General features: G+C 62.2%; 24 protein-coding genes. 10 read left to right on the top strand and 14 right to left on the bottom strand.

Annotated elements, in window-relative coordinates; all coding sequences use genetic code 11:
• Nucleotides 1-12: 12 nt before the first annotated feature.
• A complete protein-coding gene (locus P3T42_RS21105; protein WP_074297660.1) occupies nucleotides 13-432 on the top strand; it encodes an ExbD/TolR family protein in 420 nt (139 codons plus the stop codon).
• A gap of 372 nt (nucleotides 433-804) precedes the next feature.
• Here the strand turns inward: P3T42_RS21105 and P3T42_RS21100 are convergent, their stop codons facing one another.
• Nucleotides 805-1,857 (bottom strand): LysR family transcriptional regulator, encoded by a 1,053-nt coding sequence (locus P3T42_RS21100; protein WP_429307133.1) that lies wholly within the window; start codon nucleotides 1,855-1,857, stop codon nucleotides 805-807.
• Between the two features lie 123 nt (nucleotides 1,858-1,980).
• On the opposite strand from P3T42_RS21100, the gene P3T42_RS21095 reads away from it, so the two are divergent.
• The 4 genes from P3T42_RS21095 to hemP all read left to right on the top strand — a co-directional run bounded on the left by P3T42_RS21095 (nucleotide 1,981) and on the right by hemP (nucleotide 4,372).
• Nucleotides 1,981-2,853 (top strand): pirin family protein, encoded by an 873-nt coding sequence (locus tag P3T42_RS21095; RefSeq protein ID WP_074297656.1) that lies wholly within the window; start codon nucleotides 1,981-1,983, stop codon nucleotides 2,851-2,853.
• Nucleotides 2,854-2,960: 107 nt separating this feature from the next.
• Nucleotides 2,961-3,359 (top strand): OsmC family protein, encoded by a 399-nt coding sequence (locus P3T42_RS21090; protein ID WP_074297654.1) that lies wholly within the window; start codon nucleotides 2,961-2,963, stop codon nucleotides 3,357-3,359.
• Between the two features lie 58 nt (nucleotides 3,360-3,417).
• Nucleotides 3,418-3,900 (top strand): SRPBCC family protein, encoded by a 483-nt coding sequence (locus P3T42_RS21085; RefSeq protein ID WP_074297651.1) that lies wholly within the window; start codon nucleotides 3,418-3,420, stop codon nucleotides 3,898-3,900.
• 202 nt (nucleotides 3,901-4,102) lie between these two features.
• Nucleotides 4,103-4,372: a hemin uptake protein HemP gene (gene hemP, locus P3T42_RS21080; protein ID WP_429307132.1), complete on the top strand. Its 270-nt coding sequence runs from the start codon at nucleotides 4,103-4,105 to the stop codon at nucleotides 4,370-4,372.
• A 246-nt stretch (nucleotides 4,373-4,618) separates the two neighbouring features.
• Here hemP and P3T42_RS21075 read toward each other — a convergent pair whose 3' ends face one another.
• From P3T42_RS21075 to uvrB, 5 genes are all read right to left on the bottom strand, one after another.
• Complete coding sequence (locus P3T42_RS21075; protein ID WP_429307131.1) at nucleotides 4,619-6,040, bottom strand: 4Fe-4S binding protein; 1,422 nt, start codon at nucleotides 6,038-6,040, stop codon at nucleotides 4,619-4,621.
• Entirely contained in the window at nucleotides 6,037-6,882 is an 846-nt protein-coding gene (locus P3T42_RS21070) for an FTR1 family iron permease (protein ID WP_429307130.1), read from the bottom strand. Before P3T42_RS21070 ends, P3T42_RS21075 begins: the two co-directional genes overlap by 4 nt.
• A 93-nt stretch (nucleotides 6,883-6,975) precedes the next feature.
• Nucleotides 6,976-7,308: a cupredoxin domain-containing protein gene (locus P3T42_RS21065; RefSeq protein WP_429307129.1), complete on the bottom strand. Its 333-nt coding sequence runs from the start codon at nucleotides 7,306-7,308 to the stop codon at nucleotides 6,976-6,978.
• A 57-nt stretch (nucleotides 7,309-7,365) separates the two neighbouring features.
• Nucleotides 7,366-7,914, bottom strand: coding sequence for an iron transporter (locus tag P3T42_RS21060; protein ID WP_074297641.1), 549 nt, complete (start codon nucleotides 7,912-7,914; stop codon nucleotides 7,366-7,368).
• Nucleotides 7,915-8,320: 406 nt separating this feature from the next.
• Nucleotides 8,321-10,414, bottom strand: coding sequence for an excinuclease ABC subunit UvrB (uvrB, locus tag P3T42_RS21055; RefSeq protein WP_429307128.1), 2,094 nt, complete (start codon nucleotides 10,412-10,414; stop codon nucleotides 8,321-8,323).
• A gap of 481 nt (nucleotides 10,415-10,895) precedes the next feature.
• Between uvrB and P3T42_RS21050 the strand changes: the two genes are divergently transcribed.
• Complete coding sequence (locus tag P3T42_RS21050) at nucleotides 10,896-12,095, top strand: amino acid aminotransferase (RefSeq protein ID WP_074297637.1); 1,200 nt, start codon at nucleotides 10,896-10,898, stop codon at nucleotides 12,093-12,095.
• A 161-nt stretch (nucleotides 12,096-12,256) separates the two neighbouring features.
• On the opposite strand, the gene P3T42_RS21045 is transcribed toward P3T42_RS21050, so the two are convergent.
• Nucleotides 12,257-13,495, bottom strand: a complete 1,239-nt coding sequence (locus P3T42_RS21045) for a DUF3734 domain-containing protein (protein ID WP_074297635.1) — start codon at nucleotides 13,493-13,495, stop codon at nucleotides 12,257-12,259.
• A gap of 10 nt (nucleotides 13,496-13,505) precedes the next feature.
• The gene (locus tag P3T42_RS21040) at nucleotides 13,506-14,303 is read right to left on the bottom strand and encodes a 3-hydroxybutyrate dehydrogenase (RefSeq protein WP_074297633.1); all 798 of its coding nucleotides are present in this window, start codon (nucleotides 14,301-14,303) and stop codon (nucleotides 13,506-13,508) included.
• A 255-nt stretch (nucleotides 14,304-14,558) separates the two neighbouring features.
• On the opposite strand from P3T42_RS21040, the gene P3T42_RS21035 reads away from it, so the two are divergent.
• Both P3T42_RS21035 and P3T42_RS21030 read left to right on the top strand, forming a co-directional pair.
• Nucleotides 14,559-15,530 carry a potassium channel beta subunit family protein gene (locus tag P3T42_RS21035; RefSeq protein ID WP_074297631.1) on the top strand — a complete coding sequence of 324 codons (972 nt, stop codon included), beginning with the start codon at nucleotides 14,559-14,561 and terminating at the stop codon, nucleotides 15,528-15,530.
• A 283-nt stretch (nucleotides 15,531-15,813) separates the two neighbouring features.
• On the top strand, nucleotides 15,814-16,659 hold the full coding sequence (locus P3T42_RS21030) for a 23S rRNA (adenine(2030)-N(6))-methyltransferase RlmJ (RefSeq protein ID WP_074297629.1): 846 nt from the start codon (nucleotides 15,814-15,816) through the stop codon (nucleotides 16,657-16,659).
• 102 nt (nucleotides 16,660-16,761) lie between these two features.
• Here the strand turns inward: P3T42_RS21030 and P3T42_RS21025 are convergent, their stop codons facing one another.
• From P3T42_RS21025 to cueR, 3 genes are all read right to left on the bottom strand, one after another.
• On the bottom strand, nucleotides 16,762-17,124 hold the full coding sequence (locus tag P3T42_RS21025; protein ID WP_429307127.1) for a hypothetical protein: 363 nt from the start codon (nucleotides 17,122-17,124) through the stop codon (nucleotides 16,762-16,764).
• A gap of 261 nt (nucleotides 17,125-17,385) precedes the next feature.
• Entirely contained in the window at nucleotides 17,386-17,532 is a 147-nt protein-coding gene (locus P3T42_RS21020; RefSeq protein ID WP_074265275.1) for a DUF3563 family protein, read from the bottom strand.
• A gap of 298 nt (nucleotides 17,533-17,830) precedes the next feature.
• Entirely contained in the window at nucleotides 17,831-18,253 is a 423-nt protein-coding gene (gene cueR, locus P3T42_RS21015) for a Cu(I)-responsive transcriptional regulator (RefSeq protein WP_429307126.1), read from the bottom strand.
• Nucleotides 18,254-18,377: 124 nt separating this feature from the next.
• Between cueR and P3T42_RS21010 the strand changes: the two genes are divergently transcribed.
• On the top strand, nucleotides 18,378-18,581 hold the full coding sequence (locus tag P3T42_RS21010) for a heavy-metal-associated domain-containing protein (RefSeq protein WP_429307125.1): 204 nt from the start codon (nucleotides 18,378-18,380) through the stop codon (nucleotides 18,579-18,581).
• A 13-nt stretch (nucleotides 18,582-18,594) separates the two neighbouring features.
• Nucleotides 18,595-19,530 carry a dTDP-4-dehydrorhamnose reductase family protein gene (locus tag P3T42_RS21005; protein WP_074301542.1) on the top strand — a complete coding sequence of 312 codons (936 nt, stop codon included), beginning with the start codon at nucleotides 18,595-18,597 and terminating at the stop codon, nucleotides 19,528-19,530.
• A 75-nt stretch (nucleotides 19,531-19,605) separates the two neighbouring features.
• Here P3T42_RS21005 and P3T42_RS21000 read toward each other — a convergent pair whose 3' ends face one another.
• The 3 genes from P3T42_RS21000 to imuA are packed head-to-tail and all read right to left on the bottom strand — an operon-like array spanning nucleotide 19,606 to nucleotide 24,889.
• Nucleotides 19,606-22,755 carry an error-prone DNA polymerase gene (locus P3T42_RS21000; protein ID WP_429307124.1) on the bottom strand — a complete coding sequence of 1,050 codons (3,150 nt, stop codon included), beginning with the start codon at nucleotides 22,753-22,755 and terminating at the stop codon, nucleotides 19,606-19,608.
• A 6-nt stretch (nucleotides 22,756-22,761) separates the two neighbouring features.
• Nucleotides 22,762-24,252 (bottom strand): Y-family DNA polymerase, encoded by a 1,491-nt coding sequence (locus P3T42_RS20995; protein WP_429307123.1) that lies wholly within the window; start codon nucleotides 24,250-24,252, stop codon nucleotides 22,762-22,764.
• The gene (gene imuA, locus P3T42_RS20990; RefSeq protein WP_074301540.1) at nucleotides 24,182-24,889 is read right to left on the bottom strand and encodes a translesion DNA synthesis-associated protein ImuA; all 708 of its coding nucleotides are present in this window, start codon (nucleotides 24,887-24,889) and stop codon (nucleotides 24,182-24,184) included. The genes P3T42_RS20995 and imuA overlap by 71 nt, the downstream gene beginning before the upstream one ends.
• Nucleotides 24,890-25,458 lie beyond the last annotated feature (569 nt).

Raw genomic sequence — 25,458 nt, 5'->3', positions numbered from 1 at the left:
CGAGGTACTCCGATGGGAATGAGCCCCTTCGCCAGCGACGATGACGACGGCCTGATGAACGAAATCAACATGACGCCGCTCGTCGACGTGATGTTGGTTCTCCTGATTGTCTTCATGGTGACGATCCCGGTGATCCGGCATGCGGTGAAAATCGATCTGCCGCATGCAAGCAGCCAGAAGGAAGAGACGAAACCGGCTCAGGTCAACGTTTCGATCGAGGCCGACGGCACCGTGCTGTGGGACGACAAAGCGGTCAGCAGCGACGAGCTGCGCGCGAAGATTGCGCAAGCCGCGCAGGCGGACCCGCAACCGGAACTGCATCTGAACGCGGACCGCAAGATTGCGTATGAAAAGGTGGCGGACGTGATGTCCGCGGCGCAGGCCGGCGGTCTCACGAAAATCGGTTTCGTGACGCAACCGGTGAGCCACTAGCACGCTGCCCGCTAGAAACGCGAAAGACCCTTGTTTCAAGGGCTAAAACGCGCCGTAAAAAGTAAAAGGCCTTCATCGTCGGATGAAGGCCTTTTTTTGTGCGCACTCGGCGCCTTCGGGCGGCGAGATCACTTGCCATCGGATGAGTGGCGAGTGTCTCCACATGCGACAGCCGTGGTCGACACGGACAGCGCGATCAGCCCTATCAGGCTCGCTATGATAGCGGCCATGAGTTTCCGCGTAAGAGACTCCTTAGCGGAGGGATTTCACTATATGCCCGCAGGCCCGGGCATTCAAGCAAACGCCCATTGAAAGTACTCATCGCAGACGGCGCTTAAATGCCAAAACGATATGACGCTGCGTGGCTGGGGTTCACGCGGTCGGTTGCGCAACCGCCTGGCCCACCGACGGGTTTGCCGACGGGTTTGCCGCCGGGTTTGCCGCATACCCCGGCGCCGCCTGCGCGGCTTTGCGTTTTTCCGCAGCCGTCGGACATTCGCCCATGATGTGCTTACCCGTATCCGGATCCAGCATTTCAACCAGATAGTCGACGAACGCGCGCACCGCCGGCACCATGCCCTGGCGGGACACAAACACCGCATACAGTTGCGGCGACGGCAAGGTCCAACCCGGCATCACCGGCGACAGTTGCCCGGCGCGCAGCGCGGCCCCGTACATCATCTCGGGCAACGCGGCGATGCCGACACCCGCCAGCACCGCCTCGCGGATCGTCATCAGATCGGCGCTCACCAGACGCGGCTCGTGCTCGAGCGCGTGACGCGTGCCCTCCGGCGAGATCAGCTGGAAGACGTGGCGGCCGTCGGTGGTGGGCGTATCGAGTGTCTCGAAGCGGTCCAGGTCGGCCGGCAGCAACGGCGGGGCGTTTTGCTGCAACAGGCTCGGCGCGCCGACGAGCATCTGCTGCGTGCGCCACAACGGCCGCACGACGATATTGGCGTTTTCCGGCGGCTCCGAGCGGATCCGCAACGCAACATCGATCGAATCCTCGAACAGGTCGATGACGCGATTGGTCACCCGCATCACCACGCGCACTTCCGGGTAGCGGTGCATGAATTCCGGCAGGATCTGCGACAGCAGCGTCTGCGAGATGGTGACCGGCACGCTCACGCGCACCGTGCCGCGCGGCGACGAGCGCAATTGCTGCACCACGTTGACCGCCGCCTGCGCTTCCGAGAGCATCGCCTGGCAATGCTGATAGAACAGTTGACCGGCCTCGGTCAGCGCCAGCTTGCGCGTGGAGCGCTGCAACAGACGGACGCCGAGCGACGCCTCCAGTTCGGTCAAACGGCGCGACAAGCGCGACTTCGAGATACCCAGCACCCGCTCGGCGGCGGAAAACCCGCCGTGCTCGACGACCTGAGAAAAGTACATCAGGTCGTTCAGATTATGCGAATCGATCTTCATCTCATCGTTCCATGAATAGAACAATCCATTGCGTGACGGTGGCTGGCACCTCTAAAAACGGTCCCTATAATAGCTCTATGTTTCAGAAATAACGCTATTCCCCATTTTTCAAGGTGACTTTTGATGAGCTCGACACGCACGATCGAACGCACGTACCCCGCCGTTCGCACGACCGAAGGCGGCGGCTTTATCGTCCACCGCCCGTTTCCGACCCGCATGCTGATGGACTTCGACCCGTTTCTGCTGCTCGACGAAATGGGCCCGATCGACTACGCGCCCGGCGAAGCCAAGGGCGCGCCGGACCATCCGCACCGCGGCTTCGAGACCGTCACCTACGTGCTGGAGGGCCAGTTCGGCCATAAGGACTCGGCAGGCCACTCCGGCACGCTGCACGCCGGCGATGTGCAGTGGATGACCGCGGGCGCCGGCGTCGTGCATAGCGAAATGCCGGACCCGGAGTTCGTGCGCAGCGGCGGCCGCGTGCACGGCTTGCAATTGTGGGTCAACCTGCCGCGCAGCGACAAGATGATCGCGCCGCGCTACCAGGAAATGCCGTCGGCCCAGATTCCGGTCGCGACCTCCGAGGACGGCCAGGTCAGCGTGAAAGTGATTGCAGGCGAAGCGCTGGGCGTGGCGGCTGCGATCGAAACGCGCACGCCGATCCTGTATCAGCATTTCACGTTGCAGCCGGGCGCGCAGATCGTGCACGCCGTGCCGGCGAATTACCGGGTGTTCGCGTACGCGCTGTCGGGCAAGGGCTTCTACGGCGAGGCGCGCCGCGAAGTAGGCGCGCGGCAGATGGTCGTGTTCGGCAACGACGGCGAGACGGTCACACTGGCGGCCGGCGAGGAACCGCTCGAGGTGTTGCTGCTGGGCGGCGTGCCGCTGAAGGAGCCGGTGGTGCGCTACGGTCCGTTCGTGATGAACACCGAAGACGAGATTCGCCAGGCGGTGACCGACTATCAGGCAGGCCGGATGGGGCAGATTACGCACTGACCTCTACGGCACGAAGCCGGACAATTTCGTTCACAATAGCGACTCATGCCGCGCGCCGCAGCCTCCCTGCGCCGCGCGGCGCATCCCGTCCCGGTTCAGGAGCGCGCATGGCAGAGTCCACGGTCACAGCCCACATCGGCTCGACGAATTTCCAGGTTCTTCTCGACGACGGCAAGCACACATGGCTCGCCGACGAACCCGAGTCGCTCGGCGGCGGCGACCGCGGCCCTGGCCCGGTGACGCTGTTGCTGTCAAGCCTCGGCGCCTGTACATCGATCACGCTGAAGATGTATGCACAGCGCAAGGGCTGGCCGCTCGCCGACGTCCGCGTGACGCTGTCAATCGAGACCGACGGCGAAGGTTCGACGATCGACCGGCGTATCGTGCTCGAAGGCGACCTGTCGGACGAGCAGCGGGAACGTCTGTTGCAGATCGCCAATGCCTGCCCGGTCCACAAGATCCTGACGCACCCGATCTCGATCCGCTCGGGCCTGGCTGCCGCTTGAGCCAGCCCGAAGGCATCGCAGCGGGCTCGGACCCATTGCTTAAGAGGAAGCCACCGTTTTGAATTTCGAACATCTCGTCCAGATCAACGATCCGTTGAATCCGTTCGTCGACACCATGACCCGCGAGCAGTTGTGGGAAGGCCTGGTGTTGCGCGCCGAGCAGCCGCAACTGTTCGTGCTGGGGCTCGACACGTGCACGATCCTGTCGCGCACCGACAGCACGCTCGAGCGCGAACTGCACTACGGGCAGGTCACCGTACGCGACCGCGTGACGCTCTCGCCCGATCAGAGCGTGCGCTACGACATCCTCGCCACCGAAACGCATGTGGGCGGCTCGCTCACGATGACCATCGAACAGCCCGACGAACTGCAACTGTTCCTGCGCTTCGAGTACAGCACCACCCTGCCCGTCTCCGACGATCAGGATGCGCGCCAGACGCAGGAAATCGTCAAATCGGCCTACCGCGAGTCGGACATCGATACGGTCCGCCTGATTCGTCAGTACGTGCAAGGCCGCAAGGCGCCTGACGCGCTGCATTGAGCACGAAGGGCGGCCCGTTGTCCGTCCGGGTCGCGCGCCGGACGGATGCGGCGCGGCTCCACGCTCAACCGCACGCGCCTCTCATCTTCGAACTTACGTCCCCCTGACTATCGAAACATTATTCCGATGAATTAATGGACTTGTAAATGGGAACGATTATCATTTAGAATTAGTCCATCGAATCGACAACCCGACGGAACGAATGAACGACCTCACGCGCTCTTCTACGCTTAGCCTGCGCCGCCCCGCGAGCGCTGCGCTGACCAGCCGTCCGAAAACCGGCACGACGGCAACCGTACCGAGACCGTCCAGCGAACGCAGCAATGCCGTCGCGCCGAAGACGGGAACGGCCGCGCCGTCGGTACGTAGCGAAACGCTCCTGCAAGGGCACAGCCACGTGAGCATCGTGCACAACGGCGAGACTTACCAGCTTCGCGCCACACGGCTCGGCAAGCTGATTTTGACGAAGTAACGAAGGACACACCGGGTATTGTGGGGACCACCTCCTCGAGAGGTGTTGGGCATTAGCCAGCAACGACGGCTTGCACGCGAGATCTAGACCCCTTCGTGCAGATAACCAAGCCAGCCGTCGCAGCAAGCCAGGCCATTTTTTTGGTTCCCACCCAATGCGGACAGGCGCCGAAGCGCGGGTCGCAACTGCTGAATGAACAGAACGACGAAGCCGTGTGGATGGCGACATCCCACGGCTTTGGTGTTTTTAGCGCGTCCAGCCCCAAAACATGAGCCACCAGGCACTATCGACGACCGCAAGGGCGGCGATAAACCAGAGCATTGCCAGGCCGCGCTGGAAAAGCCGCGCGCTGTAGCGCCGCGTGACGAGCCACGCGAGCCAGGCGCTCCAGAGGTTGGCCACCACCAGAATCGCGATGCGCAGATCCGCCGCCCACCCTAGCGAAACATGCTCCGCGCGCAGCAGCGACAGCGTGGTCGCCGACAGCCCAAGAAACACGCCCGCGCCGGCAAGCGGAATCAGCCCTTGCGCGAGATGATGCAAGCGTGTCGCGCTAAAGCGACCCAGCGTGCGGGTGGCGCCCATCAACAGCACGAGCAGGGTCGTGCCGTAGACGAACCCGGTGGCGAGGATGTAGCCGATCACCAGCGTGCCGTCGAGCCACGAGAACACATCGTTCTGCTCAGGATAGTGCGTGAAGAGAAACCACGGTGCGTTGGTGGCGAGCGGCCATGTGATGTCGCGCTCGACCAGCCACGTCGCGAGGAACATCTTCAGGTCGACGAACCATGTCGACGCGGTCCAGTGAAACGCGCCAATCGCGATGCCAAGCAGGCCGTAGAGAATCAACGCGGTGTCCCAGGCGCTCGCCTGCTGGTCGCCGAGTTTCACCACTTCCGAGGATGGCGCGCGCCACGTCAACGCAATGGCATCGCGGTGACCGCTGCAGCGGCCGCACATGTGGCAGGCCGCCGCGCCCTTCATGTTACGCAACGGCACGAGCGGCGCGCAGTTGATCGGAATCACCCGATGCCCGTGTTCGCCCTCTTTGTAGGAGCGGCGCCATGCATCTTCGTCGACCTTGTAGTGAAACGGCGCGAGCCGCGCCAGCAGCGAAAAAACCCCGTTGACGGGGCACAGGTACTTGCACCAGACGCGTTTCTCGCGTCCATACAATAAGCCGACGATCATCGCGGCGAAGGTCGAGCCGCCAAGCACCAGCAACACCGCCTTGGGATACTGGTAGACGCTCACCATCTGACCGTAGATGGTGGTCAGTCCGAAGGCGACGAACGGCCAACCGCCCCAGCGCATCCAGCGCGGGATCGCCCAGCTGCGGCCGTACTTGCTGGCGAACTCGGCGAGCGCGCCCTCCGGACACAGCACGCCGCACCATACGCGGCCCAGCATCACCATGGATAGCAGCACGAACGGCCACCAGATGCCCCAGAACACGAACTGCGCGGCCAGCGTGAGGTTGCTCCACAGATGCGCCGTGTCATCGGGCAACGGCGTGAAGGCCGGCACGAGAATCAGAAAGGCGTAGACCGCCACCACGCCCCACTGGACGACGCGAATCAGCGCGCCATGCCGCTGCATCCACTGGCCCGCCGCGGCGAGCCGGCTGGGACGGCTCGAATGGCCGGCGTGGTCAAGGGCACCCCTCATGCTGCGCGCCCTGCCGCGCGCTGCGCCGGCCGCCGGTTAGCCCGGCGTACCAGCAGATACACGACGCCCCAGTAAACCGCATAAGCGACCAGATTCGTCAGCGCGGGATGGGCACGGTAACCCGTGAGGGTGGCGACGAGCGAACCGAACGTGCTCGAATCGTCGAGCAGCGCCGAGGTGTTCCACAGCGGGTCGACGAAGGTGGGCAGAATCTCCTTGTCGATCAGCTTGTCGACGCCGGCCTGGAACAGACCCGCGCCGAGAAACAGCAGCATGATTTCGGTGACGCGGAAAAAGAGCCGCCACGAGAAGAATTTGCCGCCCAGTTGCAGCACGTAGAACGTCAGGAACGCCAGGCCCAGACCGATCAGCACGGCCAGCAGCTGGCCGCCGTCCACGTGGCCCGACTGGCCGAAGCCGAGGCCATACAGGAAGATGACCGTCTCGCTGCCTTCCCGGGCAATCGCGAGCGCGACCAGCACGGCAATGCCCCACCCGTTCGAATCGCGCGTGCTCTGTTGCAGCGACTGTTCCATGTCGCGCTTGAGCGTGCGGCCGTGCTGTTTCATCCACAGCACCATTTGCACGATCAGCACGCAGGCCACCAGCACCATCGCCGTCTGGAAGTAGTCCTGCGCGTCGCCGGACAACACCTCGGTGAAACCGATCAGCGCCGCACCGAGCCCGATCGCCGCGAGGATGCCCACGCCGACGCCCGCCCACAGATACGGCAGGCCGCGCCGCGCATTGTCGTCGCCGTTTTTCAGCCACGCATACAGAATGCCGACGACCAGCAGCGCCTCGACGCTCTCCCGCCACACGATGAACAACACCTGACCCATCGAACTTCTCCTACTGCTTGAGCGGACGCCTTGCATCCGCACCTAGACCCTTCGCCGCTTCGACACACCGTCGACACAGCTCGCGCGCCTCAACTACTTCGCGACGATCACGCCCTGCGCCTGCTGGTGGAAATCGTCGAAAAACTTGTACTCGCCCGGCGACAGCGGCGCGATCACCACGAACGATTCCGCGCCCGGCGCCAGCACTTTTTCCTTGCGCAACTGAACGCTTTCGAATTCAGCCGCGCCCTTGCCCACGTTGCGCACTTCGATCTTGATACGCTGGCCGGCCGGCACTTCGATGCGCGCCGGATTGAGCTTGCCGTCCGCCATCTCGAGCTTGAAGGTCGGCAGGTCCGCAGCATGGGCCGCGCCGACGAGCGAAGTCGTCATGGCAAGGATCGCGATCTTTCGGTTGATTCTCATGGGTCCTTCCGGAAAACCCGGCGCGCCTTCACGCGCCGGCTGCGTGAATCGCGTGAATCAATACCCGCCCTTCTTGCCGATCCCCGCGTACGTGAAGTCGTATTCGAGCGTGAACGGCTTGAACCACGGACCCACGCCGGTTTCCTTGTCGACGTGACGGCCGAAGGCCATGTGGCCGGCTTGCATGGGCGGCGCGATAAAGAGCTTCAGGTGGTATTTGCCGGGGCCTTGCAGCTTGACGTTGTCGCCATAGTGCGGACCGTCGTCGGCGACCATCGCCATCATCTCGCCCTTCTGCGTCTGCGCCGAACCGGCCTTCGAGAGCTCGTAGCTCACCTGCAGATAGGGCATCCAGTCGCCCTCGGCGAAGCCGGTGGGGTTGTTCTTGACGGCGTGGATGTCGGCCTCGAGGTGGACGTCCGAATCCGCTGCCTTGCGCATCATGCCTTCGGGCTCCATCGTGATTGGCTGCAGGTAGACCGCGCCGATTTCCATGCCGCCCTGAATCTGCTGCTTGCCGATGGGATATTCAGCGGCCATGGCCGACATCGTGGCCACCGCCGCGACGGCCACCACACCGCCGCGCAGAAATGAAGAGACTCGCATTGAAACTCCTTGTTTTTTTAGACTAAGACGACGAATGCCGGGCTGAAACGCCAGATTGAGAAAGGTATGGCATTCCATTCAAACGCATTTCTCAAAATTACTAACGCTAATGCGAACCATTCTCAATATTGAACGGATTTTATCATTCTTCGGCGTTGAGAACAAATGGCGGCGCCAAGAAACCCTTGTGGACAAAGGACTTGGCGTACCGGATAGGCGGGTCGTTGTTCTGACAGAGCTATCTTTGTAGCCTTACAGAATAGTTCGACTCGGGGTCAGATTGAACGCAGCGCGGCTGGAATGAGATCCAACGGAAGGACGTTGACGAAGGGAACGCTGAAGTCGCAGGCCGCGCGGCTGAGCACCGCACGGCTTGCCGGCCGGCTGCGGGAGCCGGGCCGAAATCTCAGTTGGTGCCGGTCAGATGATCGCCGACGTTGGCGCCGAACACGCGTTGGCGCAACAGCGCGAGCTCATCGCGCGTCTGAGCCGCCTTTTCGAATTCGAGATTCTTGGCGTGCTCCATCATCTGCTTTTCGAGCCGTTTGAGTTCCTTGGACAACTGCTTCTCCGACATGTCCTCGAACTTGGCCCGCTGTTGCTGCTCCTTCAGTTCGGCGCGCGCTTCGTCGACGTTGTACACGCCGTCGATAATGTCCTTGATGCGCTTGACCACACCGCGCGGCGTGATGCCCATCTTCAGGTTAAAGGCGACCTGTTTGGTGCGCCGCCGCTCGGTTTCGTCGATCGCGCGGCGCATCGAATCCGTGATGCGGTCGGCGTACAGGATCGCCCGGCCGTTCACGTTCCGCGCCGCCCGGCCGATGGTCTGGATCAGCGAGCGTTCCGCACGCAGGAAGCCTTCCTTGTCCGCATCGAGAATCGCCACCAGCGACACTTCCGGAATATCGAGCCCTTCGCGCAGCAGGTTGATCCCCACCAGCACGTCGAAGGTGCCGAGCCGCAGGTCGCGGATGATTTCGACCCGCTCGACCGTGTCGATGTCGCTGTGCAGATAGCGCACCTTGACGCCGTGATCGGCGAGAAACTCGGTCAGCTGCTCGGCCATGCGCTTGGTCAGCACCGTGACCAGCACGCGGTCGCCCGCCTTTACGCGCTCGTTGATCTCGGAGAGGATATCGTCGACCTGGGTACGGGCCGGACGCACCTCGATTTCGGGGTCGACGAGGCCCGTTGGCCGCACCAGTTGCTCGGCCACCTGCCCGGCCGTCTTCTGCTCGTAGTCGGCAGGCGTAGCCGACACGAACACCACCTGGCGCATCTTGCGCTCGAATTCGTTGAATTTGAGCGGCCGGTTATCCAGCGCCGAAGGCAGGCGGAAACCGTAATTGACGAGGTTTTCCTTGCGCGCGCGGTCGCCGTTGTACATGCCGTTCAACTGGCCGATCAGCACGTGCGATTCGTCGAGCAGCATCAGCGCGTCGCCCGGCAGGTAGTCGACCAGGGTCGGCGGCGGTTCGCCCGGCGCCGCGCCCGAAAAGTGCCGCGAGTAGTTCTCGATGCCTTTGCAGAAACCCAGCTCCTGCAGCATCTCCAGATCGAAACGGGTGCGCTGCTCCAGACGCTGCGCCTCCACCAGCTTGCCTTCGCTGTAGAAAAACTCGAGCCGCTCGCGCAGTTCGGCCTTGATCGTTTCCACCGCGCGCATCACGGTTTCGCGCGGCGTCACATAGTGCGACGACGGGTACACGGTGAAGCGCGGAATCTTCTGGCGCACGCGGCCCGTCAGCGGATCGAATAATTGCAGCGTTTCGATTTCGTCGTCGAACAGTTCGACCCGCACCGCCATCTCCGCGTGTTCCGCCGGAAAGATGTCGATGGTGTCGCCGCGCACGCGAAACGCGCCGCGCTGGAACTCGGTCTCGTTGCGGTTGTATTGCATCGCGATCAGCCGCGCGATGATGTCGCGCTGGCCGATCTTGTCGCCGGTACGCAGCGTCAGAATCATCTGATGATATTCGGACGGATTACCGATACCGTAGATTGCCGACACCGTCGCGACGATCACCACGTCGCGCCGCTCCATCAGGCTTTTGGTCGCCGAGAGCCGCATCTGCTCGATATGCTCGTTGATCGACGAGTCTTTCTCGATGAACAGGTCGCGCTGCGGCACATACGCTTCCGGCTGGTAGTAGTCGTAGTACGAGACGAAGTACTCGACCGCGTTGCGCGGGAAGAACTCGCGAAACTCCGAGTAAAGCTGGGCCGCCAGCGTCTTGTTCGGCGCAAACACAATGGCCGGGCGGCCGAGCCGCGCAATGGTGTTAGCCATCGTGAAGGTCTTGCCCGAACCGGTTACGCCCAGCAGCGTCTGGAACGACAGGCCGTCTTCGACGCCTTCGACGAGCGTGTCGATGGCGCTCGGCTGGTCGCCGGCGGGCGGGTATGGCTGGTAAAGCTGGAACGGCGAGTCGTCGAACGTCACGAATTTCGACTCGTCGAGAGCGTCGTTGACTTCAGTCAGATGATGTTCGGACATGTGTGCGGCACCGGGGCCTGGGCAAAGGACTATTCTAGCGGTTTGCGGGAGCGCGGGCTGAGTGGAGGACAGGAGCCTGATCCGGCCGGAAATGGCTGGATTGCGGAGGACGTTCAGGCCGATCTGCGGCGGTTGCCCGGGTATGGCTCCGGCGCCAGAGCGGATCCCCGCAAAGCCGCGGCGCCACCGCTTTCCGGGCTGCCCGCAGACGCCGGCGCAGTGCCGCCCGCTTGTCGAAACTGGTGCCAAAGCGCTGTTTTTCAAGCAAATAATCGCTTTTGGATGCGGCCACGGCCCAAAAAACGCCCCGGGATTCGCTACAATGGCATGCTGCGCTCGCTGCTGCTCTTTTAGACACCGTCTTTAGACACCGACCTGCCCGATTCGGCCTGATCAACCGCAGGCCGCCCGCACAGGCTCTGCCCCACCGGTGCCGCAGCCAGGCTCGAGCCGTCCCTCTTTTCACTACTGCCGAACCATCATGTCTCTGTTCTCCGCCGTCGAACTTGCTCCCCGCGACCCGATCCTGGGCCTGAACGAAGCCTTCAACGCAGATACGCGCACCACCAAGGTCAACCTGGGCGTGGGCGTGTACTTCAATGAAGAAGGCAAGATTCCGCTGCTGCGCGCCGTGCGCGACGCGGAAAAGGCTCGCATCGAAGCGGCGCTGCCGCGCGGCTACCTGCCGATCGAAGGCATTGCTGCCTACGACGCGGCCGTGCAGAAGCTGCTGCTCGGCAACGACTCGCCGCTGATCGCCGCGGGCCGTGTAGTGACCGCACAGGCACTGGGCGGCACGGGCGCGCTGAAGATCGGCGCGGACTTCCTGAAGCGCGTCAACCCGGCCTCCAAGGTCGCCATCAGCGACCCGAGCTGGGAAAACCACCGTGCGCTGTTCGAAAGCGCAGGCTTCGAAGTCGTCTCGTACCCGTACTACGACGCGAAGACCCATGGCGTGAACTTCGAAGGCATGCTGGCGGCCCTGAACGGCTATGCAGCCGGCACGGTCGTCGTCCTGCACGCGTGCTGCCACAACCCGACCGGCGTCGACCTGACCGCGGCCCAATGGCAGCAGATCGTCGAAGTCGTCAAGGCGCGCGAACTGGTGCCGTTCCTCGACATCGCCTATCAGGGCTTCGGCGACAACATCGAATCCGACGCTGCCGCCGTGCGTCTGTTCGCACTCGCTGAACTGAACGTATTCGTCTCGTCGTCGTTCTCGAAGTCGTTCTCGCTGTACGGCGAACGCATCGGCGCGCTGTCCATCATCACCGGCAGCAAGGAAGAAGCGTCGCGCGTGCTGTCGCAGCTCAAGCGCGTGATCCGCACGAACTACTCGAACCCGCCCACCCATGGCGGCTCAGTTGTCGCAGCGGTACTCGGCTCGGCGGAACTGCGCGCGACGTGGGAATCGGAACTCGGCGAAATGCGCGACCGCATTCGCGCCATGCGCAACGGCCTGGTGGAACGCCTGAAAGCAAGCGGCGTGGACCGCGACTTCAGCTTCGTGAACGCGCAACGCGGCATGTTCTCGTATTCGGGCCTGACGGCAGCGCAAGTGGACCGTCTGCGTGAAGAATTCGGCATCTATGCCGTGAGTACGGGCCGCATCTGCGTGGCTGCGCTGAACACGCGCAATCTCGATGCCGTGGCCAGCGCGGTTGCTCAAGTCCTGAAGTAATGGACTGAGGCGGCGGCGCAGTTGGAAGCCGCTTATCCTCCGCTCTGACCTGGCCTGGCCTGGCGGAAAAAAACGGCGCCCTGCGATCAGCAGGGCGCCGTTTTTGTTGGGCGCCAAGAACCGTTGAGGCTAAACCCTCAACCACGCTTTCAGCTAAACCCTCAGCGTTTGTCGCGATGGATGTCGTGCGTGACGAAACCGGCGTCGTTATCAGGCATCGCCAGCCAGTCGGGTTGCGCCAGAGAGTTGTGGATATCCTGCAAGCCGCTTTCCCAGTGTTCGCGCATGGTCGACAAGCCGAACTGGAAGTCCTTGAAATGCCCTTCGTACTCCTTCTGCCGGTAGATCAGATGGATGACGTTGTAGCGTTTCGAACAGGACAGATCATCCGCCAACTTGCACCATGGGTCGTCGCGATGTTCGGGCGCCACGCGGTCGAGCACTTCGCGCAGCACGTGCCTGAAACGCTGCGAACGCTGCAGCATGTCGGTAACGAGGCGCGTGCGGCTCGAATACTGGATGTCCTTCATGCGGCCCTGCACGTCGGTGATATTGTCCGGCACCGGCCCGATGGCACTCCACAGATCCACCTGAAACGCGAGCGTGTCACGACGTGGCGTGGTCTGGACGACTTCGTAGAGCGGCGTATTGGACATCAGGCCGCCGTCCCAGTAGTACTCCCCATCAATTTCCATTGCACCGAACCCTGGCGGCAGCGAGCCCGAGGCGATGAAATGCTCCGGCCGCAATTTCATGTGCGTGTTGTCGAAGTACGCGAAATTGCCCGTCCCGACGTTCACCGCGCCGACTGAGACGCGTGTTTCACCCGAGTTGATGCGGTCGAAATCGCACAGCTTTTCGAGCGTCGACTTCATGGGCGACGTGTCGTAGTAGCTGGCGTTTTGCGGCGGCCCGGAAACGGTGGGCATGGGCGGCGGGAAGCGCGGCACGAAGAATCCCTTCTGCCCCTGGACGATCGCCCCCGTGGCCTGCATGGCGGTGAACGCCTTGCGGATCGTGTCGTTGGAATTGAACAGCGTCTGCTCGAGGAACGGCGGCAGCGGCGGCGCGAAAGCCGGTTGACAGATGGTCTCCCAGAATTCGAGCAGCCGTGTGACGCGATGCTCCGGTGCATTGCCGGCAATGATGGCTGTGTTGAGCGCGCCGATCGAAATACCGGCGACCCAGTTCGGCTCAATGCCGGCCTCGTGGAGGCCCTGATAAACGCCGGCCTGATAGGCACCCAGTGCGCCGCCGCCTTGCAGCATCAGCGCGATGGTTTCGTATTGGGGCAACTGGACATGCCGGCTGGCGCGAACGCCAGCCGCTGCTCCGGCGTGCTCGCCATCCCCGTCGCCGAGGGTGCCGGCACGCGCCCGCTTGACATTGCGTTGCGCCATAACCGTCTCCTTATTGCATGAACCAGCCGTGGCTCACAATGAAGGACTGGCCGGTCAAGGCCGCGCTCGGGAAAGTGGAGAGGAACAGCACGGTTTGCGCGACGTCTTCCACCGTGGTGAAAATGCCGTCCACCGTACCGCCGAGCATCACGTTGCGAATCACGTCTTCTTCGCTGATGCCGAGTTCTTTGGCCTGCTCGGGAATCTGCTTGTCGACGAGCGGCGTGCGCACGAAGCCCGGACAGACGACATGCGAGCGCACGTTGTGCTTCGCGCCTTCCTTCGCCAGCACGCGCGCGAGACCCAGCAAGGCATGCTTGGCCGCGACATACGCCGACTTCAGCGGCGAGGCTTCGTGCGAATGGACCGAGCCCATGTAGATCACCGTGCCGCCGCGATCGTCCTTGTACATGTGCTTCAGGGCCGCTTTAGTGGTGAGGAACGCACCGTCGACGTGGATGGCCTGCATCTTCTTCCAGTCGGAGAAAGCGTAGTTCTCGATAGGATTGACGATCTGGATGCCGGCATTCGAAATGAGGATGTCGATCGAGCCGAACTCCGCGGCCACCTTGTCGATACCCTGATTGACGGCTTCTTCGTTCGTGACGTCCATTGCGACGCCAATGGCCTTGCCGCCGGCCTGCTTGATCTCTTCAGCGACGGCGTTCGCGCCATCCTGATTCAGATCGGCAATCGCAATCGCGGCGCCCGCTGCCGACAATGTCAGCGCGATCTGCTTGCCGATCCCGCTCGCCGCGCCCGTGACAACCGCGACTTTGCCATTCAGATTCGTGTTCAGTGACGACATCCAGAACCTCCATACAGTTGATGAGCAATGACACCACGACACGCAGGCGGCGTAAAGCTGACCAAACGGCATAGGCCGTTCAGACGAATGCTGCACTGCGGCCAACTTTGCTATTGTGCATGAACCCCGTGAAAGTCATCCGGAAATCACGCAGAAATCCGTATCTCTTTAAACTGTATGGGTTGCGCCCGATTCGGCGCCCGATTTCGCTGGCAGGAGTAAATGCCGGCTGCATCAACTCGCAAGGAGAAATGCATGAACTATCGACGACTCGGCCGCTCCGGCCTGCAAGTCAGTGAACTGTCCATCGGTTCCTGGGTGACCTACGGCAATCAGGTGGACACGCACGCGGCACGCGAATCGCTGGCGGCGGCACGCGACGCCGGGGTGAATTTCTTCGACAACGCCGAGGTCTATGCCGGCGGCAAATCCGAAGAAATCATGGGACAGGCTTTGAAGGAACTGGCGTGGCCGCGCATCAGCTATGTGGTGTCGACGAAGTTTTTCTGGGGCCTTCAGGAAGCGCCGAACCAGTACCACACGCTGAACCGCAAGTATCTGCTGAACGCAATCGACGCGTCGCTGAAGCGTTTGCAGCTCGACTACGTGGATCTCGTGTTCTGCCACCGGCCCGACCCGAATACGCCCGTCGAAGAAACCGTCTGGGCGATGAGCGACATGATCACGCGCGGCAAGGCGCTCTACTGGGGCACGTCCGAATGGAGCGCGGACGAAATCCGTGCGGCCTACGACGTCGCGGAGCGGCATCATCTTCACAAACCTGTCATGGAGCAGCCGCAGTACAACCTGTTCCACCGCAAGCGCGTCGAGCAGGAGTACAAGCGGCTTTACGAGGACATCGGCCTTGGGCTGACCACGTGGAGTCCGCTCGCCTCGGGCCTCCTGACCGGCAAGTATCGCGACGGCGTACCGGCTGACAGCCGCGCCCAGTTGCAGGGCTACGACTGGTTGAAAAAGCAGGTCACGGATACGGGCAAGAACGGCGTCGTCGGCAAGCTCGGCGGCGTGGCGGACGAGCTCGGTTGCACGGTCGGCCAACTGGCGATTGCCTGGATCCTGAAGAACCCCCATGTCAGCACCGTGATCACGGGTGCGTCGCGCGTCGAGCAGATTGCCGAGAACATGAAGGCTCAGGACGTGGCCGCGAAGATTACGCCGGAGCTCAAGCTGAAGATTGAAGAGATCGTCGGCGACACGTACGAGTGAAGCGCGTTGCCGCGTTCGCCGCGCGAGCGGCAGCGCGGCAAACGCAACCTGTCACCGGCCCCCGGCGGCGTGGAACCCGGACAGCCGGTGCGGTAGACCAGGGTCCGGGTTGTGGTCCAGATCCGGCCGCCGCTCGGACGGCAACGCGGGCTCGCGTACAATACGCGTCCGCCTTGCACGTGCACTTCCGGTCGCAACGCGGCGCCCCGCGCGGGCGGACCCACGTTGGGTCCACCGCGGCCCTCAATCGACCGGCACGCCCTCTTTCGAGTCTCACCTCATCATGCTCAGTTACCGCCACGCCTTTCACGCAGGCAATCATGCCGACGTCCTGAAACACGCCGTCGTCGTGCAGTTGTTGCGCTACCTCGCCCAGAAAGACAAGGCGTACTGGTACATCGACACACACGCCGGCGCCGGCGTCTATTCGTTGAAGGAAGGCTACGCCACCAAGACGGGCGAGTTCGAGACCGGCATTGCCAAACTGTGGGGACGCACCGATCTGCCGCCCATGCTGGCCGATTACGTGGATGAAGTCGCCGCGCTCAACGCCGACGGCAATCTGCGCTTCTATCCCGGCTCGCCGTATCTCGCGTGGCGGCTGATGCGCGAACAGGACCGCATGCGCCTGTTCGAACTGCACAGCACCGAGATCGACGTGCTGCAGCACAATTTCCGCGATGCCGGCCGGCGCGCCATGCTCTACGCAGGCGACGGCTTCGACGGCGTCAAGGCCTTGCTGCCGCCTCCGCCGCGCCGTGCGCTAGTGCTGGTCGATCCTTCGTTCGAAGACAAGCGCGACTACACGCGTACGCTGAATTGCGTCGAGGAAAGCCTCAAACGCTTTGCGACCGGCACCTACGCGGTCTGGTATCCGCAGGTGACGCGCCCCGAATCGCAACGCTTTCCGGATCAGTTGAAGCGTTTGCAGGAGCGCAACTGGCTGCACGTGTCGCTGACCGTCAGCAATCCGCCGTCAGATGGGTTTGGGCTCTTCGGCAGCGGAATGTTCATTCTGAACCCGCCTTATACGCTGGCTAAAACGCTTAAAGAAACCATGCCGTGGCTGGTGCAGGCACTCGGCCAGGACAAAGCCGCGCAATTCAAGGTGGAACACCGCGGCGATTGAGACGATTCAAGGGTGAGCTGCCCTGCAGCGCATTCACCCCTAGGCGCTTGTTTGAAGAGCCGGCGGCGGAGACCCGCAGGCTGGCGCGGCGGTCTACCGCGTCTACTGCGACGACTGCGCCGGACGGGGCTGCGGCGTCGAATGCGAGTTCGACGTGCCACCCCCGGCAGGCAACTGGATATACGGGGCAACGACGATCGGCACAGACGAGTTCGGCGTGAGCTCGGTAGGTGTCGCGATCGGCTTCGCCTGAACGATCCGCTCGTGTGACAGCGGCGCAGTCTGCAGCACGGTGCCGCTGTGGCCGTCGCTGATGCCCTGCTGCGTATCGAGTATCAACGACTGCCCGCCGCTGGACGAGGCGGCAAATGCCGTCGGCGCGGCGAGCGTCAGCATCGCGACCGTGGCGAACAGCGCGGGAACAACGGCCCCTTGCAAGGAGCGAATCAATCGGACTGGAGCCATGAGCGGACCGGGTTGGTTGCGAGAATGCCGGATTGCGCAAAAAACGCTTTACCTTACCGCGGTGGCAACGTTCAAGCTAGTCGATATTGAACGACACGAGCCAGTCAACCGATGAGCGCCGGAAAAAACGCAGACGCCAGATGTGACAAAGCCCCGTCTATACGGGGCCTTACGCTCTACTGCTGCGACCGCGCGCCTTGGAGAGAGTCCCCTTGGTGGGCGATCTGCGTTACCGCGGGTCAAACGTACTGCAAGCCTGAATTACAGCGAGTAGCCGTTCGTTTCGAGCGAGCGGATGCGCTGTTCGAGCTGGACGATGTCCGACGACGACGCGAGGTAAGCCTCACGACGGCTACGTTCAGCGGTTTCAAACCAGGTGCTCAGCTTTTCAAGAAGGTATGCAAACATGATGTTCTCCAAGGATCAAAAATGAATCCCCGGTGGATTGGGCATCAGGGATTTCCCTTATGAAGGGTTAACCCGGATTATAGGCTTTTGGCGCAACCTGGCTAGTGAAATGCCCGAATGGCGTGCATTCCGTTTTGGAATGGTGCATCGAAAATTTGACGATAAGCGACTGATTTTTATAACTTAAGTGATGTTTCAAACTGATTTTGACGGAATCGAGCCACATCTAAGCACCATAATAGTGCATTTGTGTGGCCCGGTTGCAACGGATCTGCGCCCGGGTTGCACCTTAGGGTCGTCAACCGGCATGGCAACTGTGCGTGGCGGCCGTTTCCGGATCGGCAAGACCTTCGATAATCGGACAATCCGGCCGGGCATCGCCATGGCAATGCTCGGCGAGATGCGAGAGCGTGTCGCGCATCTCCGTCAGCTCTGCGATGCGGCGGTCGAGATCCGCAACGTGTTCGAGCGCGATGGCCTTCACCTCGGCGCTCGCACGCGAACGGTCTTGCCACAAGGCCAGCAGACGGCGGATATCCTCGACCAGGAAGCCCAGCCGCCGCGCCTGGCGGACAAAGCGCAGCGAATGCACTTCCTGCGGCCCGTAGACCCGGTAGCCGGCCGTCGTACGGGCTTTGGCCGCCAGCAGACCGACACTTTCGTAGTAGCGAATCATCTTCGCCGTGACGCCCGACGCACGGGCCGCTTCACCGATGTTCATAAGCGTTTCTCCACTGTGTCTGCCGATCGTACACCTTCCCACAATGGGAAGGTCAGTCGTTCAGATGCGTGCCGGCAGGCATAATTCAACCATCGCAACATTTACGTTTCTCGAGGTAAAGCAGATGACGATCGAATTTCAGGTAGAAGGCATGAGCTGCCAGCACTGCGTGGCAGCCGTCACCAACGCGATCCGCGAACAGGACGCCGCGGCACAGGTCCAGGTTGATCTCGCGAGCGGCCGCGTGGCGGTCGACTCGGCGCAATCGGCCGATGCGCTCAAGGCGGCCATCGACGAGGCCGGTTACACCGTCGTGGACGCTCACTAAGGCGGCGCCGCACATGTTCAAGGTTGCAGTTATCGGCGCGTCCGGCTTGCTCGGCCGCGCGCTCGTCGACGAATTGGCGCAGCAAGCGGACTGGCAAGTCGTATCGACCGCGTTCCGGCGCGCCGGTCCGAGCAGGGTCGCGCTCGACATCCGCGATGAACAGGCGGTTGGGCAGTTTATTGAGCGCGAAGCCCCCGATGCGCTCGTCATTGCGGCGGCCGAACGTCGTCCGGATATCTGCGAAAACGATCCGGCGCTCGCCCGTGCGCTGAACGTCGATGCGGTGCGCACCCTGGCCGCCGCGGCCGGGCAACGCGGTGCATGGGTATTGTCGATTTCCACGGACTACGTGTTTGACGGCACGCATCCGCCTTACCGCCATGACGCCCTGCCCGCGCCGCTCAACGCTTATGGCCGCAGCAAGCTCGAAGGTGAGCGAGCGCTCACTGAGACGATCGAACTCGGTTGCGTCCTGCGTTTGCCGCTGCTGTACGGGCCGACTGTCGATTGGGCGGAATCGGCGGTGACCAGTCTGGTGCCGGCAATTGCGGCCTCCGCAAGCGACTCGCCAGACGTGAAAGCAGCCACGATGGATGCGTGGGCGATCCGCTACCCAACGTTCACACCCGACGTGGCGTTCGTCATCCGTCAGATGCTCGAGCGGCGTGCGCGTGGCGAAGCGATTCGCGGCATCGTGCAATGGTCGGGCGATGAGCCGATGACGAAGTACGAGATTGCGATCCGCCTTGCCGAGGCGCTGCAACTGGAGGCCCGGCTCACGCCGCAGCACACGCCGACGGATGCGACGCCGCGCCCGCACAACTGCCATCTGGATTCGAGCCGTCTGGAAGCGCTCGGGATCGGCCGCCGTACGCCGTTCGATACGGCGATCCGGCAAGTGCTGGCAAAGTTTCCCTGGCAAGGCGGTGGCGGCGTTGGCCCGGCGTAGTCTGAAAAAACGCCGGCGGCCTCATCTCGCCGTAGATCGCGGCGCGTTGTGGCGAGCCGTCGAGAGCTGATTGCGTCAGCAAAAATTCCTGCTGGTGGACTGCAGTCCATTTAGCAGATGCGACATATCAACCAGCCGTTGCGCCACAAGGTGCCGCACCTCCCCTTCACACTGCCAGACGCCGTACACCGCGAGCAACGACGCCCCCAACACCTCTTTGCGCTGCTTTTCGAGCAAACCCGGCCACACGATCACATTGACGTTGCCGGTCTCGTCTTCGAGTGTCACGAAGATCACGCCTTTCGCCGTGCCCGGCCGCTGCCGAACCGTGACGATCCCGCAGCCGCGCGCCAGCCGTCCATTAGGATAACTGCGCAGCGTCGCCGCCGGCATTAGCCGGTTGGCCAGCAGTTGAGGCCGCAGCAATTCGAGCGGATGGCGGCCAAGTGTCAGCCCCGCGGACCGGTAGTCCGCGACGATATCATTCGCCTCCGATGGCGCGCCCAGTTCCGGCGTGTCGTCCTGTACGGCGGCGACGGCCAGCATGTCCTTGTCGGGTACCGCGGCCACCGAATGCCACAACGCCTCACGACGATTACCCGCGAGCGCGGCCAGCGCATTCGCATCGGCCAGCACGTGCAGATCGTGCCGGTTGAGTTGCGCGCGGCGGGCCAGGTCATGCACGCTCCTGAACGGCCGCACCGCACGCGCATTCTCGATGCGCTCTGCTGCGCCGTCTTTCATCCCGCGCAGCAGCGACAGTCCAAGACGGACCGCTGGGCGCTCGGCCCCTTCGCTTGCCTCGAGCGTCGAATCCCATCCGCTAACGGTCACATCGACCGGCAACACCTTGACGCCATGCCGCTGCGCATCCTGCACAAGCTGCGACGGCGAGTAGAAACCCATTGGCTGGCTGTTGAGCAGGGCGGCGAGAAAAGCCTCGGGCTCGTGACACTTCAACCAGCTGCTCGTATAGACGAGCAAGGCGAAACTTGCCGCATGGCTCTCCGGAAAGCCATATTCGCCGAAGCCCTTGATCTGCTCGAAGATCGCCTCGGCAAAGCTGCGCTCGTAGCCCCGCTCCTCCATCCCGTTGACGATGCGGTGGTAGTACTTCTCCAGCCCGCCCTTGCGCTTCCATGCAGCCATCGCACGGCGCAACTCATCGGCTTCGCCTGCCGTGAAACCGGCCGCGATCATCGCCACCTGCATCACCTGCTCCTGGAAAATCGGTACGCCCTTCGTGCGCTCCAAGGCCTCGCGCAGGCTATCGCTCGGATAAATTTCAGGCTCCAATCCCTGCCGCCGACGCAAATAAGGATGCACGGCGCCACCCTGGATCGGGCCAGGACGCACAATGGCCACCTCGATGACGAGGTCGTAGTACGTGCGCGGTTGCAAACGCGGCAGCATGCTCATCTGCGCACGCGATTCGATCTGGAATACACCGATCGTATCGGCGCGGCAAATCATGTCGTAGGTCTTTTCGTCACCATCCGGTATGTCCTGCATCTCGAGGCGCTTGCCGCGTCGCGCCGATACAAGATCCAGCATGCGCCGGATCGCCGACAACATACCGAGTGCAAGCACGTCAACCTTGAGGAGTCCAAGCGATTCGAGATCGTTCTTGTCCCATTCAATCACCTGGCGATCCGCCATTGCCGCGTTCTCGACCGGTACAAGACGTGTAAGCTTGCCGCGGCTGATGACGAAACCGCCGGAATGCTGCGATAAATGCCGCGGGAAATTGAGCAATTGCGACGCCAGTCTCGCCCAAGCCTGAATCAACGGCTTTTCCGGATCGAGGCCCGTCTCTTCAAAGTGTTTTAGCAGATCGTGACTATTGTCGAACCAGTGATGAGACTTCGCGACCGCATCGACAATCTGCGCATCGATGCCCAGCGCCTTACCCGTCTCACGCAGCGCGCCACGCGGCCGGTAGGTGGACACCGCCGCCGCAATCGCCGCGCGGTCACGCCCATACTTGTTATAGATGTACTGGATCACCTCTTCGCGCCGCTGATGCTCGAAATCGACGTCGATATCCGGCGGTTCATTGCGCTCTTTAGAAATGAACCGCTCGAACAGCATGTTGCTGCGCGCCGGATCCACTGCGGTGATACCCAGACAAAAACACACGATAGAGTTGGCCGCCGACCCCCGCCCCTGACACAGAATGCGCTGGCTGCGCGCGTAGCGAACGATATCGTAGACCGTCAGGAAATACGGCTCATATTCCAGGTCCGCGATAAGAGCCAGTTCCTTTTCGATCTGCTGCCGGTCCTTGTCCGAGATACCGGAAGGAAAGCGCTGCTGCGCGCCGATATACGTCTCCTGACGAAGGTATTCGGTGGGTGTGAAACCTTTGGGCACGAGTTCGTCGGGATATTCGTAACGCAACTCTTTGAGTGAGAACTTGCATCTACCGAGCAGGCTGATCGTCTCACGCAGGGTGTGTTCGGGATAAAGATTCGCGATGCGCAGCCGCGATCGCAGATGCTGCTCGGCATTCGGCGCGAGATCGTAACCGCATTCATGAACCGGCTTGCCGACGCGGATCGCCGTCATCGTGTCCTGCAAAGGCTTGCGCGAACGCACATGCATCACGACGTTACCCAGCGCGATAACCGGTACATTCTGGCGATCCGCGACATACTCAATTGCGCCGCGATGAATATCGTCCATCGCGCGCTGATGCAGCACGAGTCCTACCCACGCACGATCGGGAAAGGTCTCGTCGAGCCACTCGATTTGCGCTTCAAGTGCCTCTTCTTTGGCGGGAAATGCCGGCACCAGAATCGCGAGGCAATCGGGCATGCCGCGCAGATGGGCGTTGTCGCGATCCGGCCGCGACAGGTCATGCGGCGTCAGCCGGTATTCGCCCTTCGGCGCGCGGGTTCGCGCGAGCGTAATCAGCTCCGACAGATTGCCGTAACCCTCGCGGTTTTGTGCGAGCAGAATCAGTCCGAACGCAGGCGAGCCATCGGCATTGCGCAACTGAAAATACGAGCCGATGACAAGCGGCAACTCCGCTTCTTTGGCCGCGACATGCGCACGCACGACGCCCGCGAGCGAGCATTCGTCCGTGACGGCCAGTCCCGCATAACCTAGCTGGACCGCGCGTTCGACGAGTTCTTCCGCATGCGACGCGCCGTGCAGGAACGTGAAGTTGGAGAAGCAGAACAGCTCGGCGTACGCCGGCAGCGCAGTGAAGGTCGAATCCATGGCGCGTCATCCGAACAGGCCGTGAAGAAACCAGCGCGGCTCTTCTTCGGCATCGCGGCTGCTGATACGCTCACGATAGATCCAATAGCAACTGCGGTCGTCGGCTTGCGCGACGAAGTAGTCGCGCGTGACGAGCTCGCCGTCGAACCAGCCGGCTTCGATACGCTCGGCCGGCGACATCATCCGCAGCGGCGAGCCATAGAACGGCCGATGCTGACGCATCAAAAGACGCATGGGTATAGCCAGCATCCATGTTGGGCGCGGCAGGCTGTCGGGTAGCGCGATTTTTTGCGCCGCCTGGCTGACCGGCACCCAGCGGTTCGCGACTTCCGGCCGGTAATCCGCGGTCGGCGCGGGGCGCAATACGTTTTCGTCGCCGAGACGGGCGATCAACAATTCGATCAGGCGCGCGTGGTCTTCAGGCGAGCCGCCCGGCTCCGGAAACAGGCTGTCCGTCTCGGGCGCGGCCGATTCGACCTTCGATGCATCGAGGCGCAACGCAATCGCGGGCGCCGCAAGTTCCACACGATGCAAGCGCTCCTTCACGAGACGCATCAGATGGTCTTCACGCCATGCCGGCTCACCGAGCGCAATGTCGATCAAAGTAGGCGGGAGCGCTTGTCTGCCTCGTTCGTGTTCGATAGACAGCGTGATCGCGGTAACCGCCAGTTGTTTCGCACACAGCCAACCGCACAACTGCACGATCAACCTATGGGCGGCGAACACTGCGCCGTCCGCATGTTCGAGCCGGTCGGGCAATTCGATGCGCGCGGAAAACGTGGGTGGTAGTTCGAGCCAGTCGAACAGCTCCGGTGCCGTGCCGAAGGCGCGATCCAGCGAATCCAGCAGATGCTCGCCGCAGCGGCGCTGCAAACCGGCGCGAGGCAGACGGCGCACGTCAGCGATCGTCTCGCAGCCAAGGCCTGTGAACCAGTCGGCGAACGGGCGGATCTCCGGCACCGCGAACATAGGCAACGGGAGCAACACGCGCTCAAGCGAGGCTAGCTGCAATACTCGCCGCGCACCACCGCGTCCCCGTCCGTACTTCGCCAGTAACCATGCGCCCTGCCCGGTCGGCGCGGTACTGATGCGCGCGGTCAAGCCGAACGTGTCGAGTATCGCCTTGGCTTGCCGGCACAGCGACAGCAGACCGCCAAAAAGCCGCAGACTCGCGCCCACTTCGACGATGACCGTCGCCTCATCGAGCAACGCGACATCCGGAGAAAACCTCATCAACGCCATCCCGACTTCCCGTTGCGCAGCGAGTTCACGTATGAGGTCACGCTCATACAGGGCGGTTTCCGGCGATAGCGTCATTACGCCACCGCGCTTCATGCCCAGCAACACACCCGCGTCGCGTGCCGCACTGTTCGCGATCACCACCTTATCTTTCTCGAGCACGGCACTGCCGCTGCCGTGCGCCGGTTCAGACAACCACCTCGGCCGGAAGACTTCGAGGGACAACTTCGGCAAGTGGACGGCGAGAAAGACGCGCATGACGGGAAAACAAAACTGGAGTGGGTTGAAGAGAAATCGACAGAGGCTCCGCGCGTGTTGGACCTCGTCGTTTCACGATATCGACCATCAGACCTTCCGCGGCCGGTCGTAAAGCCAGCCGCAATAATGCTGGCGATGAATCCTGAGCCACCGTGAGCGGCCGGACCATCATGAACAGCGTCTCGGATGACTGCGCAGCCAGATGCAGACGCCTCAGCGACGACGACTGCGCGTGTTGCGCCCACAAAATCAGCGCACCACAACTGCCGGCACGCAGAATCTGCTCAGCCGACCAGAAGGCATCAGCGGCTTTAGGCGTCTTGATTTGCAACAGACGATCAAGCGACAGTCCGATGTATCCCAGTCCCAGACTATCTGGAATGTGCGGCGGCTGGACCAGCGCGACCGTCCGATCGGCTAGCGCGCTGAGCGCAGGCCGTAAAAGCCGCATTTCACCGACGCCAGGCTGCTGAACCAGCAGATCAATCAGCACGCCAACCGGCCAGCCACCGCCGGGCAACTCCGTCGAAAGCGCCGGATAGCCCGTATCCACCATGCGCCCACGCCCGCGCGCAAGCTGCGAAGCACGCCAGAGCGATGGGTGAATCTCTTCGGCACTGGTGGTGGAGGGTGGCATTGGGTGTGGGATAAAGCTGTATATATATACAGTATCCTACACGTAAATTCCTGGCCATGAACTGGCACTTTTAGGTGGGTAGCTAGAAACGCCAAGCGCTGGAATTCTGTATTTTTATACAGCGTTTTGGAGGGGGAATTAGGCAGTGCCCGGCAACTGCAAGGTGAGACTCAAACCGTGCGCTGGCGCTCTGCGAAGTGCAGTAGGTAGTGTACGGTGAGTCACTCTGGAAGACCGCGTTCCGCTGGCACCTGGCGTTGAACTGTCCAGCAGTAACCGAAACCGCAATTTAAGCGCTAAGTAGAGCGAAGAAGAGTCTTCGGTTGAGGAACGCCGGTCGAAATCGCTGTGTGACAACACCCAGTTGGGTCCGCGCTTGTGGAGCGCTTAACGCTTAAGGTGTGAGCGGTCTTTTACCGTGGCAGCAGGACGGTTGCTAATGGCGGATCGGCTGCGCGCGTTCAATTTTGAGCGCGTAAACGCACAAACCCCACCTTTGCGGGGTGGGGTTTGTGCTTGCTGCTGGGGAGCCTGACGATTACCTACTTTCACACGGGTAATCCGCACTA

Origin of the sequence: Paraburkholderia sp. GAS38, assembly GCF_050434965.1 — a bacterium.
GTDB classification, from domain to species: domain Bacteria; phylum Pseudomonadota; class Gammaproteobacteria; order Burkholderiales; family Burkholderiaceae; genus Paraburkholderia; species Paraburkholderia phenazinium_A.
The sequence above is the reverse complement of the archived record's forward strand: the minus strand, read 5'-3'. Positions and strand labels throughout refer to the sequence as shown.

Coding starts and splice junctions, on each gene's coding strand:
- P3T42_RS21000 (WP_429307124.1), bottom strand. CDS start 22,755: ATGGATTCGACCTTCACTGCGCTGCCGGCGTACGCCGAGCTGTTCTGC.
- P3T42_RS21095 (WP_074297656.1), top strand. CDS start 1,981: ATGAGCTCGACACGCACGATCGAACGCACGTACCCCGCCGTTCGCACG.
- P3T42_RS21025 (WP_429307127.1), bottom strand. CDS start 17,124: ATGGCTCCAGTCCGATTGATTCGCTCCTTGCAAGGGGCCGTTGTTCCC.
- P3T42_RS21035 (WP_074297631.1), top strand. CDS start 14,559: ATGAACTATCGACGACTCGGCCGCTCCGGCCTGCAAGTCAGTGAACTG.
- P3T42_RS20995 (WP_429307123.1), bottom strand. CDS start 24,252: ATGCGCGTCTTTCTCGCCGTCCACTTGCCGAAGTTGTCCCTCGAAGTC.
- hemP (WP_429307132.1), top strand. CDS start 4,103: ATGAACGACCTCACGCGCTCTTCTACGCTTAGCCTGCGCCGCCCCGCG.
- P3T42_RS21010 (WP_429307125.1), top strand. CDS start 18,378: ATGACGATCGAATTTCAGGTAGAAGGCATGAGCTGCCAGCACTGCGTG.
- P3T42_RS21040 (WP_074297633.1), bottom strand. CDS start 14,303: ATGTCGTCACTGAACACGAATCTGAATGGCAAAGTCGCGGTTGTCACG.
- P3T42_RS21065 (WP_429307129.1), bottom strand. CDS start 7,308: ATGAGAATCAACCGAAAGATCGCGATCCTTGCCATGACGACTTCGCTC.
- P3T42_RS21050 (WP_074297637.1), top strand. CDS start 10,896: ATGTCTCTGTTCTCCGCCGTCGAACTTGCTCCCCGCGACCCGATCCTG.
- cueR (WP_429307126.1), bottom strand. CDS start 18,253: ATGAACATCGGTGAAGCGGCCCGTGCGTCGGGCGTCACGGCGAAGATG.
- P3T42_RS21105 (WP_074297660.1), top strand. CDS start 13: ATGGGAATGAGCCCCTTCGCCAGCGACGATGACGACGGCCTGATGAAC.
- P3T42_RS21005 (WP_074301542.1), top strand. CDS start 18,595: ATGTTCAAGGTTGCAGTTATCGGCGCGTCCGGCTTGCTCGGCCGCGCG.
- P3T42_RS21030 (WP_074297629.1), top strand. CDS start 15,814: ATGCTCAGTTACCGCCACGCCTTTCACGCAGGCAATCATGCCGACGTC.
- uvrB (WP_429307128.1), bottom strand. CDS start 10,414: ATGTCCGAACATCATCTGACTGAAGTCAACGACGCTCTCGACGAGTCG.
- P3T42_RS21020 (WP_074265275.1), bottom strand. CDS start 17,532: ATGTTTGCATACCTTCTTGAAAAGCTGAGCACCTGGTTTGAAACCGCT.
- P3T42_RS21060 (WP_074297641.1), bottom strand. CDS start 7,914: ATGCGAGTCTCTTCATTTCTGCGCGGCGGTGTGGTGGCCGTCGCGGCG.
- P3T42_RS21070 (WP_429307130.1), bottom strand. CDS start 6,882: ATGGGTCAGGTGTTGTTCATCGTGTGGCGGGAGAGCGTCGAGGCGCTG.
- P3T42_RS21045 (WP_074297635.1), bottom strand. CDS start 13,495: ATGGCGCAACGCAATGTCAAGCGGGCGCGTGCCGGCACCCTCGGCGAC.
- imuA (WP_074301540.1), bottom strand. CDS start 24,889: ATGCCACCCTCCACCACCAGTGCCGAAGAGATTCACCCATCGCTCTGG.
- P3T42_RS21090 (WP_074297654.1), top strand. CDS start 2,961: ATGGCAGAGTCCACGGTCACAGCCCACATCGGCTCGACGAATTTCCAG.
- P3T42_RS21075 (WP_429307131.1), bottom strand. CDS start 6,040: ATGAGGGGTGCCCTTGACCACGCCGGCCATTCGAGCCGTCCCAGCCGG.
- P3T42_RS21100 (WP_429307133.1), bottom strand. CDS start 1,857: ATGAAGATCGATTCGCATAATCTGAACGACCTGATGTACTTTTCTCAG.